Annotated in this window: 11 protein-coding genes and 1 other RNA gene; 4 read left to right on the forward strand and 8 right to left on the reverse strand. The window is 33.3% G+C overall.

The features are described from left to right. Nucleotides 1-47: 47 nt before the first annotated feature. The gene (locus tag NWE55_RS02435) at nt 48-1700 is read right to left on the reverse strand and encodes a fatty acid--CoA ligase (protein ID WP_160339059.1); all 1653 of its coding nucleotides are present in this window, start codon (nt 1698-1700) and stop codon (nt 48-50) included. Between the two features lie 230 nt (nt 1701-1930). Continuing rightward, nucleotides 1931-2260 (reverse strand): hypothetical protein, encoded by a 330-nt coding sequence (locus NWE55_RS02440; protein WP_155093100.1) that lies wholly within the window; start codon nt 2258-2260, stop codon nt 1931-1933. A 174-nt stretch (nt 2261-2434) separates the two neighbouring features. Between NWE55_RS02440 and NWE55_RS02445 the strand changes: the two genes are divergently transcribed. Next, a complete protein-coding gene (locus NWE55_RS02445; RefSeq protein ID WP_155093101.1) occupies nt 2435-2983 on the forward strand; it encodes a ferritin in 549 nt (182 codons plus the stop codon). Between the two features lie 60 nt (nt 2984-3043). Here the strand turns inward: NWE55_RS02445 and NWE55_RS02450 are convergent, their stop codons facing one another. The 5 genes from NWE55_RS02450 to NWE55_RS02470 form a co-directional block, all read right to left on the reverse strand. Further along, nucleotides 3044-4438: a sigma-54-dependent transcriptional regulator gene (locus NWE55_RS02450; RefSeq protein WP_155093102.1), complete on the reverse strand. Its 1395-nt coding sequence runs from the start codon at nt 4436-4438 to the stop codon at nt 3044-3046. A 416-nt stretch (nt 4439-4854) separates the two neighbouring features. Beyond that, nucleotides 4855-7167 (reverse strand): translocation and assembly module lipoprotein TamL, encoded by a 2313-nt coding sequence (gene tamL, locus NWE55_RS02455; RefSeq protein ID WP_258204590.1) that lies wholly within the window; start codon nt 7165-7167, stop codon nt 4855-4857. Beyond that, nucleotides 7148-12208 carry a translocation/assembly module TamB domain-containing protein gene (locus NWE55_RS02460; RefSeq protein ID WP_155093104.1) on the reverse strand — a complete coding sequence of 1687 codons (5061 nt, stop codon included), beginning with the start codon at nt 12206-12208 and terminating at the stop codon, nt 7148-7150. Before NWE55_RS02460 ends, tamL begins: the two co-directional genes overlap by 20 nt. A gap of 297 nt (nt 12209-12505) precedes the next feature. Further along, on the reverse strand, nt 12506-13369 hold the full coding sequence (locus NWE55_RS02465; RefSeq protein ID WP_308860668.1) for an IS3 family transposase: 864 nt from the start codon (nt 13367-13369) through the stop codon (nt 12506-12508). Between the two features lie 14 nt (nt 13370-13383). Further along, on the reverse strand, nt 13384-13650 hold the full coding sequence (locus NWE55_RS02470) for a transposase (protein WP_006261795.1): 267 nt from the start codon (nt 13648-13650) through the stop codon (nt 13384-13386). Nucleotides 13651-13804: 154 nt separating this feature from the next. Between NWE55_RS02470 and NWE55_RS02475 the strand changes: the two genes are divergently transcribed. Beyond that, nucleotides 13805-14158: an ISAon1 family transposase N-terminal region protein gene (locus tag NWE55_RS02475; RefSeq protein ID WP_160339156.1), complete on the forward strand. Its 354-nt coding sequence runs from the start codon at nt 13805-13807 to the stop codon at nt 14156-14158. Between the two features lie 37 nt (nt 14159-14195). Beyond that, nucleotides 14196-15131, forward strand: coding sequence for an ISAon1 family transposase (locus NWE55_RS02480; RefSeq protein WP_258204716.1), 936 nt, complete (start codon nt 14196-14198; stop codon nt 15129-15131). A 158-nt stretch (nt 15132-15289) separates the two neighbouring features. Here NWE55_RS02480 and ffs read toward each other — a convergent pair. Further along, nucleotides 15290-15388, reverse strand: an RNA gene (gene ffs, locus NWE55_RS02485) — signal recognition particle sRNA small type. A gap of 88 nt (nt 15389-15476) precedes the next feature. Here ffs and NWE55_RS02490 point away from each other — a divergent pair. Then, on the forward strand, nt 15477-16574 hold the full coding sequence (locus tag NWE55_RS02490; RefSeq protein WP_155093367.1) for a glutaminyl-peptide cyclotransferase: 1098 nt from the start codon (nt 15477-15479) through the stop codon (nt 16572-16574). Nucleotides 16575-16738: the final 164 nt, after the last annotated feature.

A 16738-nucleotide genomic window follows, 5' to 3' on the forward strand; every position in this document is an offset into this window, starting at 1 on the left:
TTGTCGGCTGAAAGATACCTTATTTTTACAAGCATTTCAAAAAATCCTTATATTTCGTGACTTGCGTACATTTCTCTAATTTTCTTTTTACTTATTTTGCCAACACTTGTCTTTGGAATTACTTCTACAAATACAAATCGATCAGGTATAGCCCATTTATTAATTTTCTTCTGATCTACAAACTTTTGCATATGGTCTTTCAACTCTTGTTCGCTGAGTGTAAAGCCCTCTTTACATACAACAAGAGCAAAAGGTCGTTCTCCCCATTTAACATCAGGAACTCCTATAACAGCAACATCATTAATTCCTTGGTAACTGCCAATCATTTCCTCTAAAGCCAAAGAAGACATCCATTCCCCTCCTGTTTTAATGACATCCTTAGAACGATCTACAATCTTAATATCGTTATTCTCATTTATCCAAGCAATATCACCTGTATGCAAATAACCACCTTGCCAAAGTTCTTCTCCTTTCTCTTTTTCTTTGTAGTACCCCATTGTCAAATAAGGAGCACGTACAATAATTTCCCCTAATGATTTTCCGTCTTTAGGCACTTCCCTACCTTCCTCATCTACTATTTTCAGATCGACTAATAGAGCTGCTCTACCCGTCATTGTACGAATATCTAACTGAGATTCTATATCATTTTTAATTGTTACTAAGGACAAGTATGACGAAGTTAACAAAGGACAAGTTTCCGACATTCCATATCCAGTCACAACAGAAATTCCTCTATCTAACGCTCGCTTAGCTAAAGGTTTGCTTAGAGCCGACCCTCCGATTAATACACTCCAAGTCGACAAGTCAATATCTCTTGCAGCAGGACTTGATAACAACATATTTAGGATTGTAGGAACGCAGTGCGAAATTGTAGGCTTTTCTCTTCTAAATATATCAATAAAGCTTTGAGGTTCGAATTTACCTACATACACTTGTTTTAGGCTTAAAGTAGTTGCTAAATAAGGTAGACCCCAAGCATGCACATGAAACATTGGTGTTAATGGCAAATAGACATCTGATGATTTTATCTTGAAAGCTTCATTCATCATTGATAGTACACTACTCTCCACCATCGTATGCAATACCAACTGTCGATGTGAAAAGTAAACAGCTTTTGGATTCCCTGTCGTCCCAGTGGTATAAAACAAGGTCGCTATAGCTTCCTCACTAAACTCTGGAAACTCATATATCGTAGATTGTTCTAATAGTAACTCATCAAAGAAACCATCAATAACAATAGTCGTATTTATCTTACTTCCCTTTTCTTTAATGACAATAATCTTTTTTACCGTTTCCAATCGATCAAAAAATGTCTCAACAACAGGTAAAAAATCTTCGTGGACAATTAAAACCTCATCCTCGGCATGATTGATTGTATACAAAATCTGCTCAGGTGCTAAACGCCAATTCACTGTGTGTAACACGTTTCCTGTTATAGGCACAGCGAAGTAATTCATTAAAAAACGATGACTATCATAATCAATAACTCCTACAACGCTTCCACCATCAAGCCCCAGCACACCGTACATATTACACAATTGTTTAATTCGATCATACAATTGATAGTAGTTTAACCTCTCCTGATCTTTGTATACAATTTCATGATTGGGATTGACTCTTAACGAGTTTTCCAGAAGGTCTTTTATCAGTAGCTGGTAATGATGCGCATTACTTGCACTCGGTATGGTTTTAATTTTCATAATTATAAGTATTTGGTTACTCACAATTTATAAAAAAAAATCTACTTATTTAAGTTTACATATTTTCTGTAAAACATTAGCAACACAGCTATATTTCTCTTATATATTTAATAAAAAACACTTCTAAAACTCAGCTATTACAAATAATGATAGTTTAGCACAAAATAAAAGAGCCTAAAGACAACGTCCCTAAGCTCTGATAAAAGTATAATGTAAAGGATTACGATCCTTTAATTTCTTATGCGATTAATAAAATCTTCAAGATCTGCATCAAAAGTAGTTTCTTGAAGTAAATCATTAGCTAATTTGGTCATTTTTCTATAGTGAACAACTGTAAAGCTTCTACCAAAACTCATCTTACAAAAATCCCCAATAATCCCAAAAACACCATTAATTTCATCGACTGTCACCTCCTTTTTATCTGCGAATCTACCTCTTAAAACAGCAGCTCCAACATAAGCTCCTATTTCAACTACAAGATCAGTATTTAAAATTTCTTTCTTATCTGCCAAATACAATAGTTCATCTAAATTATGATGAATCAGTGTTTTTATATCCATAGTACGTTTTGAATTTACACAAAGGTAAAAAAGAAATAATGGTCTAAAAATCTAATTAAACTTATTTTTAATGAATACGAATTAAAACTAACTAAAAATCAACACATTAACGAATAAAAAAAACTAATATTTTATACCTTTACAGTATAATTTAAAAATGAAAAAGAAAGAATTATGAAAACAAATCGATTATCTACAGCACTAACACAAGCTTTAAACAAACAAATTACTTTAGAAGCAGTGTCTGCTCAAATTTACTTAATGCTTGCTTGTTGGGCAGATGAAGCAAAAATGGCAGGAGTAAAAGACTTTCTAATGAAACATTCGCATGAAGAAAGAATACATATGGCTAAAATAATTGAGTATGTACAAGAAAGAGGATCTACTGTAAAAATAGAAGCTATTGGAGCTCCAGGAAAAGAGCCAAAAAACGTATTAGAATGTTTCGAAATGGTATATGCTCAAGAAGTAAAAAACACAGATGCTATATACAATATAGTGACACTTGCTTTTGAAGAAAAAGACTGGGCGACTTGGAATTTTCTACAATGGTTAGTAACAGAACAAAGAGAAGAAGAAAAACTTGCTCTTGAGTTATTAGACAGACTAAAACTTGCAGGAGGAGCTAAAGCAAGTGATATTGCTTTATTCGAGTTTGACAAATCGTTCAAAACGACCTCGCAAACAGTTAGCATAGCTGATGAAACAAACCCTTTACAATAATTACTATACACTTTAACGCAAAAAAGGCGTTTGAACTTGGTTCAAACGCCTTTTTTAATGCTATAATTCGATATTATACAATTTCATCTTATTATACAATGTCTTTCTATCTATGCCAAGTACTTGAGCTGCTTTTGTCTTATTAAACTTAACCTTTTCCAATGCTGTTCGAATAGCTTGTTCTTCATTGCGAGATGAAAAGAGCTTCAAATCTTCTTCCTGTCCTGCAGACACAATATCTGTCGAATGAGTGTTAATTCGAGGATTGAGTATCTCTTCAGGTAACACATTTTCTTCTACCACATCACCACGAGTTAACAATACAGAACGCTTAATTATATTCTTCATCTCTCTAAGGTTTCCTGGCCATTCATAAGTTAAGAAAACACGTTCTACTTCACCAGAAAATTTGTTTACATTCTTTTCGAGCTCTCTATTTGATTTCTTCAAGAAGTAATTTGCAAACATCAAAATATCTTCTCCTCTATCTGCAAGCTTTGGAGCAACGATACCAAATTCATTTAATCTGTGATACAAATCCTCTCTAAACTCACCTTCTCTCACTGCTTTAGGCAAATCCTCATTCGTAGCTGCAATAACTCTAATATCAACGTCAATCTCCGTACTACTACCTACTGGCTTAACCTTTCTTTCTTGAAGTGCTCTCAGTAATTGAACTTGTACTTCATAGGACAAATTACCCACTTCATCCAAAAAGATAGTACCACCATTTGCAGCTTCAAAATGTCCAACTTTATCCGTTACAGCTCCTGTAAATGATCCTTTGATATGACCAAAAAACTCACTTGAAGCTAAATCTTTTGGAATCGCACCACAATCTACTGCTATATACGGTTTGTCTTTGCGTTTACTTTTTAAATGTATAGAATGCGCTATATGCTCTTTCCCTGTTCCACTATCTCCAATAATTAGTACAGACATATTGGTTGGAGCAACTAATTCAATATATTCATTCAATTGTTTAGAAACCTTGCTATTTCCTTTTACATATTCATCTTCATTTGTAACTGTTTCCTTAGTCTTAGCGTTATTATCAGGTGAAAGATCTTTTACATCGTGCACCACAATGTTCTTTTTATCTAAAGCCTGTTTGATTGTCAGTAAGATCTCGTCAGGATTAATAGGTTTAGCAACATAATCAAAAGCACCTAATTTCATTGCGTTAACTGCTGTTTTAATCTCAGTATACCCTGTCATTAAAATTACTTGTGTAGAAATACAAGTTGCCTTTATATGCTTTAACAATTCTATACCATCACTATCAGGTAACCTCACATCCGTTAATACGATATCATAACATTCTTTACCTATTAATTGTTGTGCTTCCACGCTATTAAATGCATTGGCTACTATATATCCTTTTTTACTTAAGAAAGTTTTTAGCATTTCGCAAAATGGAACATCATCATCTATTACAAGAATCTTGTGACTCATATTATATATATCTTTTTAAGTGCTAAACGCAAATTTAATGTTTTTCTTATTGAGAAACTAACTACATTTAAAAATAACCCCTATAAACGGTAAAAGGGAGCTATTGCTCCCTACTTACCTGAAGATTTCTCTTCTTCACCTTACTAACGATCTACTTGCTACTTAATTAAGTAGCATAATTTCTTTAAACAAACACTTAATTTTCTTTTTCTTAGCGAGACTTTCATCTCATTTTTATAACACCTTATACTAAATAAAGTAGTAAATATCATGCCAAATTTACAAAAACCACGACTTTACCACTTATACAATAGATTATCAACATATTATACTTTAATTATTTTTTTTACAAAAAGTATACTATCTACAAACACTCCATTTTCCACAACTCATCTTGTGTAATAATTCCACAATTTTTAGAAAGGATACCCAATTGCGAAGTTAAACATCAAGTTATCCTTGCGCCATTGTTTGTCACCAAATCGAATGTCGTCAATTACCCAACGCTCTCCTGATTGATTATACGGAATACGCAATGGAAAGGCAAAGTCGAATCGCACCACTAAAAATGTAATATCAAATCGCAATCCTGCTCCTGCACCAATTGCAAATTCTTTATAAAAGTCTGATCCTATTTTTCCACCTGGTCTGTCCGATACATCATTCAAATTCCAAATATTCCCTGCATCTACAAAAAGCGCTCCATGTAAAATACTAAAAAGCTTTTTTCTGTACTCAAAATTCATTTCAATAATCATATCCCCAGATTGATCAGGTATGAACTTTGAATCAATAGTATGGGGGTCAAAACTTCCTGGTCCAAGTGTACGAGCTCTAAACGCGCGAATACTATTAGATCCACCTACATAGAACTGTTTTGTATAAGGCATATTCTTAGAGTTACCATAAGCTACTCCAACTCCAGCGTGAATACGGCTTACGAATTGAGAATTCTTACCCAACTTTAAATAATGTCTAAAGTCGTGTTCTGTTTTAACATACTGACTAAAAGGAACCCCTAAAATGGTCTTTTCTTTATCACTATCTACATCTGCCCCCATTAACAATCCAGGAATATTACCTGAAAAATCTAAAGATCCTCTATAGTAAAAAGTATTTTTCTTATACTGTTTCATGGTATTAGTATAAGTAAATGTATATGTAGGTCCAAATATTAACTGTTTGTCCAATATCCTTTCAAGTGAAGGATTACCTGCTGCATACTCTCTGTATAAATCAGTGACATTATTGGGACTAACATAATTTGTTTCTAATACATTAAACTGGTGTTCGATTGTACTACTTTGTTTCCACAAATATCCCCAAGAGGCTTTAAAAGAATTTAAAGAATACAACTTACTTCTTTGTAAAAATTCATAACCCACAGTTGCTCTGGTCTTCGGTACAAAACCTGTTGAAGGATTAAAATCAATTGGAGCAATCAGTTTAGGCCAAGTTAAACTCGCCTCAATACCCGCTTTATATACGTTATATCCATTATTCTTAGAAGAAGATTGGAAGTCAGCCCCACCATATGTTGAAACAGAGAATAGTTCAGCTCCTCTAAAGAAATTCTTATTACTCCAGTTCAGATTTAACTCAGCACCATTGTAACTTGCTGAATTGGTTTTCCCTAATAATTCTAATCGAATTGCCTTTGGGTTATCTGGTGTCAAAAAGTAATAGGCATCTAACTTATTATTTATACTATCCGATATTTCAAAGGAGTTCTTTACAAACTTAAACACCCCTAAGTTGACTAATCTATTCAATGATAAATTATGGTCATTTCGATTATAGGTTTCTCCTTTTTCTAAATAGATTGCTCGGTCATAAATTGTAGGCTTAAACTTACCTGTAGGATCCACAATTGTCAAATCCTTATGTTGGTAAGCTGAATCTAATTTGCTCAAATACTCACTATCGGAAATCTCATAATCCGCAAAAACATAAATTTTATCAATAGTATAAGATTTCAAAGCAGGCTTGGGAGTATCGTCTTTTACTTTGACAAATAAATCCACTTTATGATTCCCTACACTACTATCTACTTGAATTAGCAAGTTATTCGGACTAAAATAATAATATCCTTTATTCTTGACATAATTATCAAATCGAACGCGTTCATCCTTTATTTGATCAAGATTATAAGGCTTACCTTCTCTTAACTTTGACCATCTTTTAGCATCGTAAATTAACTGTTGTAGTGGAGTAGAGTCATTCAAAAAAGTAACTTCATTTATTTTATACTGTATTCCAGGAGTTACCTTATAACGAGCTCCCTTTTTCTTATCTGTTACCTCGAGAGTATCACTTTCTACTTCTACATTAAAAAAACCTACATTTTCAAGTCTATTACTCAAAATAGCACTATTATAATCAAGATCTACCTCTTCAAATAAAACAGGTGGTTCACCTAATTTCTTTCTCATCCAATTTCGAAACTTGCTCGATTTATCAGGATCTCCAGCCATATTATAAAGTCCTAACTTCGGTCGCATCCCAAGGATCTTACCATTCGGTATTGGTCTTAGAAGATCTGCTAATCCTTCCGCCATTTCCTTTTTCTGGCTTTTTGACAGTGAATCACTATCAATTTCAATCGTTCCTCCTGTATATAAAAACTCTCCTTCTTTTAGATGACGAGTACTGCCACAAGAACCCAACATCAGAACGATTGATCCTACTGCGATAAAATACTTTATACTTTTACTCTTGTTTACTCTCATCTCTTAATTGTCTTTTTAATTCTCTTTTATCCTTAGAACGTTCGAATAATTCTTTGAATCGCTCATAACTCATCGTAATGATAAAACCTACTCCTGTTTCTACTATTTGTCCCTGTAGGGCTACTTCATACTGATTTTTTCTATACACTCGCATCAGATATCTACCATCTTTAGACAAAGTATACTCCAACTCGATATCCCCTGCAATATTACTTGCCTGTTCATTTTGTCGTTGATTACCTTCTACTTCAAAACTACTTCCTACAGTTACTTTCAATCGGTCTGAGAACAATCGCTTAGAAACGGCGATATTCAAATCAGTTCTATTCTCTCTTGAACCACTTGAAAAATCTTCGCTTGATTCTAAATTAAAGTTAAGCTCAACCCCTTTGATTAAACTTCCTGCCAAATTATTTAATTGATCTGACAATAGGCGATTCACACTTTGCCTTGCGATAGTACCTGCAGTCATTCCACCCGCACTACTTTCAAAAGGATTCTCTCCGATAAATCTATTTAACAACAACAAGGCAAAGACTTGTTTATTCATTTCTGATTCATTCGCTCTCAACTGCGTCAGTTTATTCTTAGTATTGTTAAGTACTTCTCCTGATACAGAAGTAACTCCCTCTTTTAATTGAATATCAAATGAGATTTCTGGCTCTAACAGCTCACCTTTCATCTTTAATAAAGCTTGGAAAGGAATTTTTTGCTTATACTGATTTTGCTGTGTTGGCGATAATGTGCTTAACTGATTTTGAAGCAAGTCTATAGGCGCCGTATTTGCTTCATAGATTGCTGTCAAGTTTAATATAGCATCGGTTGGCTCCCCTGCAAATACAATAGAACTACCTTTTTGTACTTCAAATTTTCTCTTTATCATATTAAACGATAGATCATAAGACCCCTCGTTAAATTCATATCGCCCTGTTAAAGATATTTTACCTGAAGGGTCAATACCTCCCATGATCTCACCTTCTCCTTTCAAAATCAGTTTATCCCCACTTTGCTTATCCATAATCATGGTAAAAGTAGCTTCCTTATTCACTTTAATAGCCAAAGCAACATCTAATCCCTTTATCTGAGAACTATTGAATTCATCTTGTAATTTTTTCAACTCAGCAGCCTGTAAACTCTCCTGATCAATAAACTCAACAATACCTTCTCTATCTGCAATAGAAGGATCTTCTTGTGGCATTATCACAGTGAAATTTGTTTTCTTGCCAACCTCAATCTTACCATTGACAATAGGCTTATCCATATTCCCTTTAATGCGGATATCGGAGTCAAAAATAAGTGCTCCATAAAACATATCGTTATCTTTTGACGTTGAATTAATCGCTTTAAAGTCTACCGCCTTAATACCCAAATCAAAAGCAAAATCTTGATAACTCTTAGTTAATACAGCTCCAGAAACAACTAACAAATTACCATCAACATCAGTTATGCTAAATTTATCGAGCTCAATTCCCTTCTCTGTAAAGGAAATTGTTTCATTAATCTTTCTAAAATCTGCGTTTAATTGATCTAAGTGAAATCCAATATCGTTAAACTTAAAGTTTCCTAATACTTTGGGTTCAGTAAATTTTCCAGTTACATTTATATCTCCCGAAAAATATCCTTCTGCCTCCGAAAGCATTCCTGTAGTAAATCGTTCAAATGCACTCATTTGCAACTTATCTACTAATACTTTCAATTTCAAATCTTCTTGTTCAACATCGGCAATCCCTTTTACTTCTACTCGATTTGGCCCCCCCTCTAATACAACTTTTGCCAAATAAGTGCTCAATGATTCATTCTTCACTCCTACATATAGATTCCCAAGTAAGATTTCAAAAGCATGAAGCTCCCTAATATTGATATCTGAAACAAATCTAAAATCAGTAGATAATTCTGTCAAGTCTAATGATCCATCAATAAAACCACTTGCCAATAATTTATCCTTTTTAACTAATTTAGTTAAAGTCTCAATGCTGAAGTTTTTAAAAGTCAAATTTAAAGGACTATTAGCTTCTGCTTCTTGAGAAGCAATGTATATTCCACTGTTTTTATATTCAAGTGAAAAATCTTTTACATAAACTCCATCCTTATCCAAGACAACTCTATTCTCTGCATTTACTTTCCATGGATTATAATCTAACATAAAGCCGTCTTGCTCTAATTTCATAATTAAAGCATTGTTCTTCGCCTCCAAATTTCCAGCAATGACATAACAATCCCTTCCCTCTCTATCCTTTAAATTAAAATCGTAGGTCAAAATATTATTATACGCTGCACCATGAAGGTTTAATCTACGCAAGCGAACGCTGGCATTAGAAATACTATTAACACCGAAACTGTAAGTTAGAGCATCTTGTTTTGGCTCGATAATCCAATTAATTCCCTCAATCTTATTCTCTCCATACTCTAAATTAGAGATTCCCCCTTTTAGGCTAATAAAATCTGTTTTTTTATCATATCGACCAAAAATATGAATAGGCTCTAACTCTTTTAAATCAGGTAGCATATCCTTGTACACATTATCGTACTTTACTTTTAAATCATATGAAAAAAACTGAGGCTTAGCTACCTTAGCATTTTCTACTTCTTCATCTTCTTCACTGCGCTTAAAATAAGACTCCAAACTTGTAGTTAGCGCATCGGCCAAGGTGGTTAATTGATAATCACCTTCAAGTGAAAAATCAAGTATCTGAGAAGTTAAGCTTAGCTTTCTGTAATTAGGCTTAGCCTCGGCAATAAGATCAATAGGTTTAAGTCTATACTTTCTCTTAGCTAAATCAAAACCAAAGTCTCTAATTTGCATTTTACCAACTAAACTATCTGGTAAAATATTTTCCATTTTAACATCAATAACTGTAGATAAATTTCTCTGTTCCTCATCCAGCTTCAGTTGATAGAAATCTACATTCTTTATGTCTGCTAACAAATCTAAACTTAAACTCTTACCTGTCCATACGCCACTTGCATCCAACACAAAGTTTAAATTGGGATCTTCGTTCTCAGATGTCACCACATATTTACCTTTATCAACACTGGCATCTAAGCGAATGTGGTTGTATTTGTAATTATTTACTTCCGCTTTTTCAATTTCAAATACAGCGTTGGCTTGAATTAACTCAGGATCGAAGCTATTCCCATCTACTTTGGCGTACAGAGAAATAGCCCCTATTGAATCGTTCTTAATCAACCTACCAACTTCTAACTCTTTAATTCCAAAATCTAATTTGTACTTTTCTTTTCCCTTTTTGCGTTGATCAAAATCAACATCCATGGCTATTGCCCCCAAACTCGTCTTTAAATCGACATGAGATTGGATTTCTTTCATACTCCCCCTTACAAACCCTTTTAAAGACATTGAAGAAGGTATTTCAATATTGTTGGGAATTATATCTTTTGGCGCTACTGCATGTATATCACGAGACGATGTAAGCACATCTTTAATTTGTAGATTTACATAAGCCTTATCAAAATCAGGCAAACCTCTAACTTTCCCAGAAACATCAAGATAAGTCGTTTTTAGCGCTTTGATATTAAATCTTTCGATATCTAAATCTGCTACTTTTCCCTTCGCTTTAGCACTAAATTTTATAGTTTCATTCTTAAGGTGAGATACATCTGCTTGTTTGAGTATATCAGGCATTAATAACTCCACATCAGCTAGTCCAAAGTAGGAGTCTGATATAACTGCATCCACAGAAATATCCCCTAACTGCTCTTGTAATTTGCTAACATCTAAATAATTTAAAACGATAGAAGACTTAACCGAAGAATGTCCTGTTTTTAATTCGAAATCTTTAACTAAAGTTGATTGCTCGCTATATAGAAAATAGGTTTGGAACTTACTCAACTCAAAACCACTTTTCTCTTTAAAAGAAAAGCGTTCAAGATTACCGCTGATATTGTTCTCAGAAAATAAAAAGTCTTTCAATTTAAAATCTAAATCAGCAACAGCAAGGTGATTTACATCTAAGCCTTTTGTCAGTATCTTTTCATTGTCATTGTCAAATGAAACGTTTATCGCTTTTAAAGCAATGTCCTTTACAGCTAACTTCCAAGGCATAGCTGCTGAAACTTCTACTTCGCCTTCTTGTGCAACAGCAGCAGTAGAACTCTGAGACTCTATTGTGTTTTTTGATTTATCCTCTAACATGCGAACAGTTGCAGTGAAATCATCAAGGCTAATATTCTTGATATCAATATTCTGTTCGTTCAAATCAATCATATTAAACACCGCTTGAAATTCATTCAGCAGAATTGCTGCTTGTAACTTGCTATCCTCGTCTTTATACTTAATATCAAAATTAGAAAACACAATCTGCCCTAAGTCAATTTGAGGAAGCGCTTCTTCTATGGGATTCTCAATAGTTGCCTCCACCATAGCATTGGGATCTTTGATCGCCTTAGAAGGTTCTTTTTCATAATTGACGAAAACACCATCTATTCCCACTTTGGGAATGCCAAATTTCATCAGTTCTAAATCAAACTCTTTGAAGCGTGTGACAAATGAATTCAAATGAAAATCTAAATGATGTCCTTCATATTGATCCTCAAATTTCACAGTAATATCGTTTAACTCAATTTGACCTATAGCAATGTCCATTGGAGTTGACTCTGGTTCTTCCTTTTCTTCTTCAGATGCAAATGCATCTATGATGTAATCAAAATTAAACTGTTGTAAACTATCTCTTTTAACAGTGGTCTTTAATCCTTCTAATTCGACATTAGACACTTCCACAGTATTCTTCAATAGTTTAAACAAACTAATATCTACACCTAAGTATTTTGTATACAACAAAGTATCCTGTTGTTGAGATTCAAGATACAATCCCTTTACGACTACTTTCTTTGGAAAAGCGATTTCGATTCTATCAAGAGAAACTGGCGTTCCTATCTTATCTTGCACGAAAGATATGGCAAAATCCTTTACTTTATTCTGTACATAGGGAATTTGAATAGCAATGGCAATAAGTAGGAACAACACTATAATAATTCCAACAATCCAACCTATAATTTTGCTTATTCTGATAGCTATTTTTTTCAACTTGACTTTTTTCTTCAAAAATAGCAAAAACCAAACCATAAAGGTATAAGACAATTCAATAATTTTAACTATTGTACACCATTATACGCATACTTTTTTTCAAATCAAGTAGATATCATTTCAAGGTTTAGAACAAATAATTAAACAATTTGAATTACCATAGACTTTGCACTTCATTTTATTTATAAGAAACAGCAACAGAATAAGAAAAAAGAGAATAATTACATTTGCTTCAATAGAAGGTTTACGCTACCGTATTTAATGCTGTTTTATGGTTAGATTGTAGGCTTCCCTTTTTTAGGACACCTCTAAATTCGACAAATAATTCTTATTATGTTCAGATTTGATGAAGAATTTAAATTCTTCATCAAATCTGGGCTTATATTCTTTAGGCGATTTATTCCCTAATGCTTTATGAGGATGGTTAAAATTGTAATCCTCTTTCCATTTATCAGCCAATCTTTGTAACTGGTAGATATCATTGAAGTAAAAAGCATCTAATATATCCTCTCTAAAAAATCGATTAAAACGTTCTATATATCCATTCTGCATTGGTTTACCAGGCTGGGTATATTTAATTTCTATAAAATTATTCTCACACCAATTTACAAAGGTTTTAGAGATAAATTCAGGGCCGTTATCACATCTAATGTACTTTGGAGTACCTATTTCTTGTTTTAAGTTTTCTAATGTTTCTATTACCGCCCTTGCAGGATAACTTAATCCAGCTTCAATAGCTATTGCTTCTCTATTACAGTCATCTAATACATTAAAAACTCGTACTTTTCTGCCATCTGTAAGTAAGTCACTCATAAAGTCCATACTCCAACACTCATTGAGTACTTGTGGTGTTTCTAAAGGCTGTTTAACTCTTGTTATTAAACGTTTCTTATGTTTTCTTCTTAGACTTAGTTTCATTAAGCGATAAACGCGTAGAACTCTTTTTCTGTTCCATATAAGTCCTTCTCTGCGTATCTTATGATAGTATTCATCAAAGCCGCGAGTAGGATATTGTTCTGCTAATTCGCTTAGTTTATCAATAACCTGTGTATCATCTTTTTTACTTTGATAATACCACATTGATCGGCATAATCCAACTAATAAACAAATACGAACAATGGATAACTTATATTGCTCTAACAGATACTTTGCTCTTTCTATTTTATCTGCTGAGCTTAGAACTTTTTTGACAGAATATCTTTGAGCATTTTATTGTCTAAACTTACATCTGCATACATCTGTTTAAGCTTGCGATTTTCTTCTTCAAGTTCTTTTAAACGTTTCAACTCTTGTTTTTCCATTCCACCATACTTCTTTCTCCAATAGTAGAATGTACTCTTATCAATACCTAATTCTCGAGAGATTTCACTTACTGATCTTCCCTGTTCATTTTCTTTGAGAGCTTTAATGATTTGGCTCTCACTAAAATTACTTGTTTTCATACTTGACAGTTTTGTTTAAAGTTAATAATTTCGAATTAACATCTGTCCGATTTTTAGGGAAGCCTACAAGATGAGTGAAGTGTTTTTGTGGATCAATCTCAAAAGTTGTGTGTGAATTAAAAACTACAGATCTTTGTAATAATAAATAATAACCGTGGAAAACTATATTGAGTTTGTAAAAATGATTTTACCTGAGTTTTTAGTAGAACATTTTGATTTAGTAAAAACGATAAAACAAGGTGAAACAATGCACCTATATTTTGAAGAATTTAATAGAGTCCCGGATGAAGCAAAAGACCGTATTCTTATAGGTCATGGATTTCATAATGAAACCACAATACAAGATTTTCCTTTACGAGGAAATAGTGTTTATCTTCATGTCAAGCGTCGTCGTTGGTTAGATAAAACTACTCGCGAATTAGTACAGAGAGATTGGAATCTAGTAGCAAAAGGCACTCGTTTAACTGATGAGTTTGCCTCTTTTTTAAAAGAAATTAATAGATACTAAGGCAAGTGATTGCCATACAATAGGAGGTTTCTTTAATATTGATGGTAAAAAACTACAACGCCAATACAAAGATTCACTAAGTGATTTTCAAGCTTGGGAACATAAAGAACACGCTAAAGACTATCTTCTTTTTCCTGAAAACATAGGTCCTAAACTATCAATAGACGAAACAGCTTTGTCAAAAGGTGAGCTCTATACAATTATTACAAACAAATATAGTAGAGGAAAGCAAGGGAGTATAGTAGCAATTTTTTCTGGCACTAAAGTAGAGCCTATTATAGAGAAGCTTCTTACAATCTCCTCTAAGACAAGATCTAAAGTTAAGGAGATAACACTTGATATGGCAAATTCTATGAAAAAAATTGTTACGAAGTGCTTTGTTAATGCGACACAAGTAACAGATCGTTTTCATGTACAGAAACTAGTAAATGAAGCATTACAAGATATTAGAATACAAGAACGTTGGAATGCTTCAGATATTGAAAACAACTTAATCCTACAAGCTAAAAAAGAAGGTAAACAATTTATTCCAATAGAATTTGATAATGGAGATACAGCTAAGCAACTACTTATAAGAAGTAGATATCTACTAACTATGGATCCAAGTAAATGGACTACTAATCAAATGCAAAGAGCAGATATATTATTTAATCAATATCCTTTGATTAAACAAGCTTATAATGTAGCGCAAAACTTAAGAATAATATATAACACAACCACAGTAAAAGAAGTAGCTTATACTAAACTGGCTCATTGGTACAATGATGTTATGAAGATTAATTTAAAACAATTCGGCACTGTTATCAATACAATGCAAATCAATTATAAAACAATTCTTAACTATTTTGATAATAGAAGTACCAATGCCTCTGCTGAATCTTTTAATGCAAAAATTAAAGCATTCAGAGCTCAGTTTAGAGGTGTAAGAGATATTGATTTCTTTTTATACAGATTGACTAAGCTTTATGCCTAAACACAACTTTTGAGATTGATCCCTTTTGAGATTGATCCGTTTTTGTCAAATACCTGTTTCGCACCCCAAAACCAAATCACCCTAAAATAAGCACGTGAATTTCCAAACTGCTTAAAATAAAAAAATCCCCTTGGAGGAGATCAATAGAAGTAATAAAAAAATGGCAAGCTACCTACATCGCACCGCTACAACCTCATACCTTTGCTGCGTTCCCACCCTGGAGGATTAAGAGGGAGCTGGTCGTGTAGGACTTGCCACTGCAAATATACAACGGTTTTTTATTTTTCCAAGTCTTTTCCACTATTCTAATTAGATTTGTATCTTGCTAAAAAATAAATACAACCAATGAAAAGATATAACTTTCTAATAACGTTAAGCTTAGGAATCTCTTTTATTAGCTGTTCTAATAAAAAAAATTTAGAAAAAAATGTAATTTCGATTGATACTACTCAGCTAAAGCAGGTATATTCGGCAAATGAAGATGCAAAATTCACTTTAAAAACAGTAGAAAATGCAGAAATCGACTCTGTTGCTTACTTCCTTGACAATGTAAAAATAGGAACAAGTAAACACAATGAGATTCTAACGCATTCCCTTAAAAAAGAAAACTTAGGTAAAAAAGAAGTAAAAGCAATTGCTTATGCTGATAACAAATCAAGAGAGTTTACCTATAAAATAGAGATTATATCAAGTATAAATCCTATTGAATACGACTACAAAATAATAAAAACCTACTCCCATGATCAAGAGGCTTACACACAAGGCTTGGAGTTTTATAAAGGTGTACTATTTGAAAGTACGGGAAATGGTGAAGGTGGATTTACGACAACTGACGGTCGCGGTACGGGAAAAAAAGGTAAGTCAAGTGTGCGAAAAGTTGATTACAAAACCGGAAAAGTGACTCAAATAAATGAGTTAGATGATATTATCTTTGGAGAAGGTTGTACGATTTTAAATAATAAACTATACCAATTGACTTATTTAAACAAAGAAGCCTATATCTATAACATCGAAACTTTAGAAAGAGAAAAATCATTAAAGTACTTTGCTGATATAGAAGGATGGGGACTGACAAATGACGGTACTCACCTTTATATGTCTGATGGAACTGAAAAAATATATAAAGTAAATCCTGATACTTTTGAATTATTGAGTTCAATAAGCGTTTATAGTCCTAAAGGTGCCCTTCCTCATATCAATGAATTAGAGTGGGTAAATGGAAAAATATACGCTAATGTATACGGGTATAACAGCATTGTAATTATAGACCCTCAAACAGGAGCAATAGAAGGAATGGTTAACTTCAATGACCTACTTAATATGACCACATACCATGCGGATAGAGATGTTATGAACGGTATTGCTTATAATCCTGAAACAAAGACCTTCTTCTTAACGGGTAAAAACTGGGATAAAATGTTCGAAGTACAGATTATTAAATAATTTAGGGAAACTGGAAACAGAAAACAGGGAACGGAGAACTGGGAACTGGGAACTGGGAACGGGAGGACCGAGCGTGAAGAAAATGTCCAGTGGACATTTTTAGCGAAGGGGCCAGGAGGCGTGGTGGCAATTTAGGGAACTGAGAACTGGAAACTGATAACAAA

Origin of the sequence: Myroides albus, from assembly GCF_024722315.1 — a bacterium.
GTDB classification, from domain to species: Bacteria; Bacteroidota; Bacteroidia; order Flavobacteriales; family Flavobacteriaceae; genus Flavobacterium; species Flavobacterium album_A.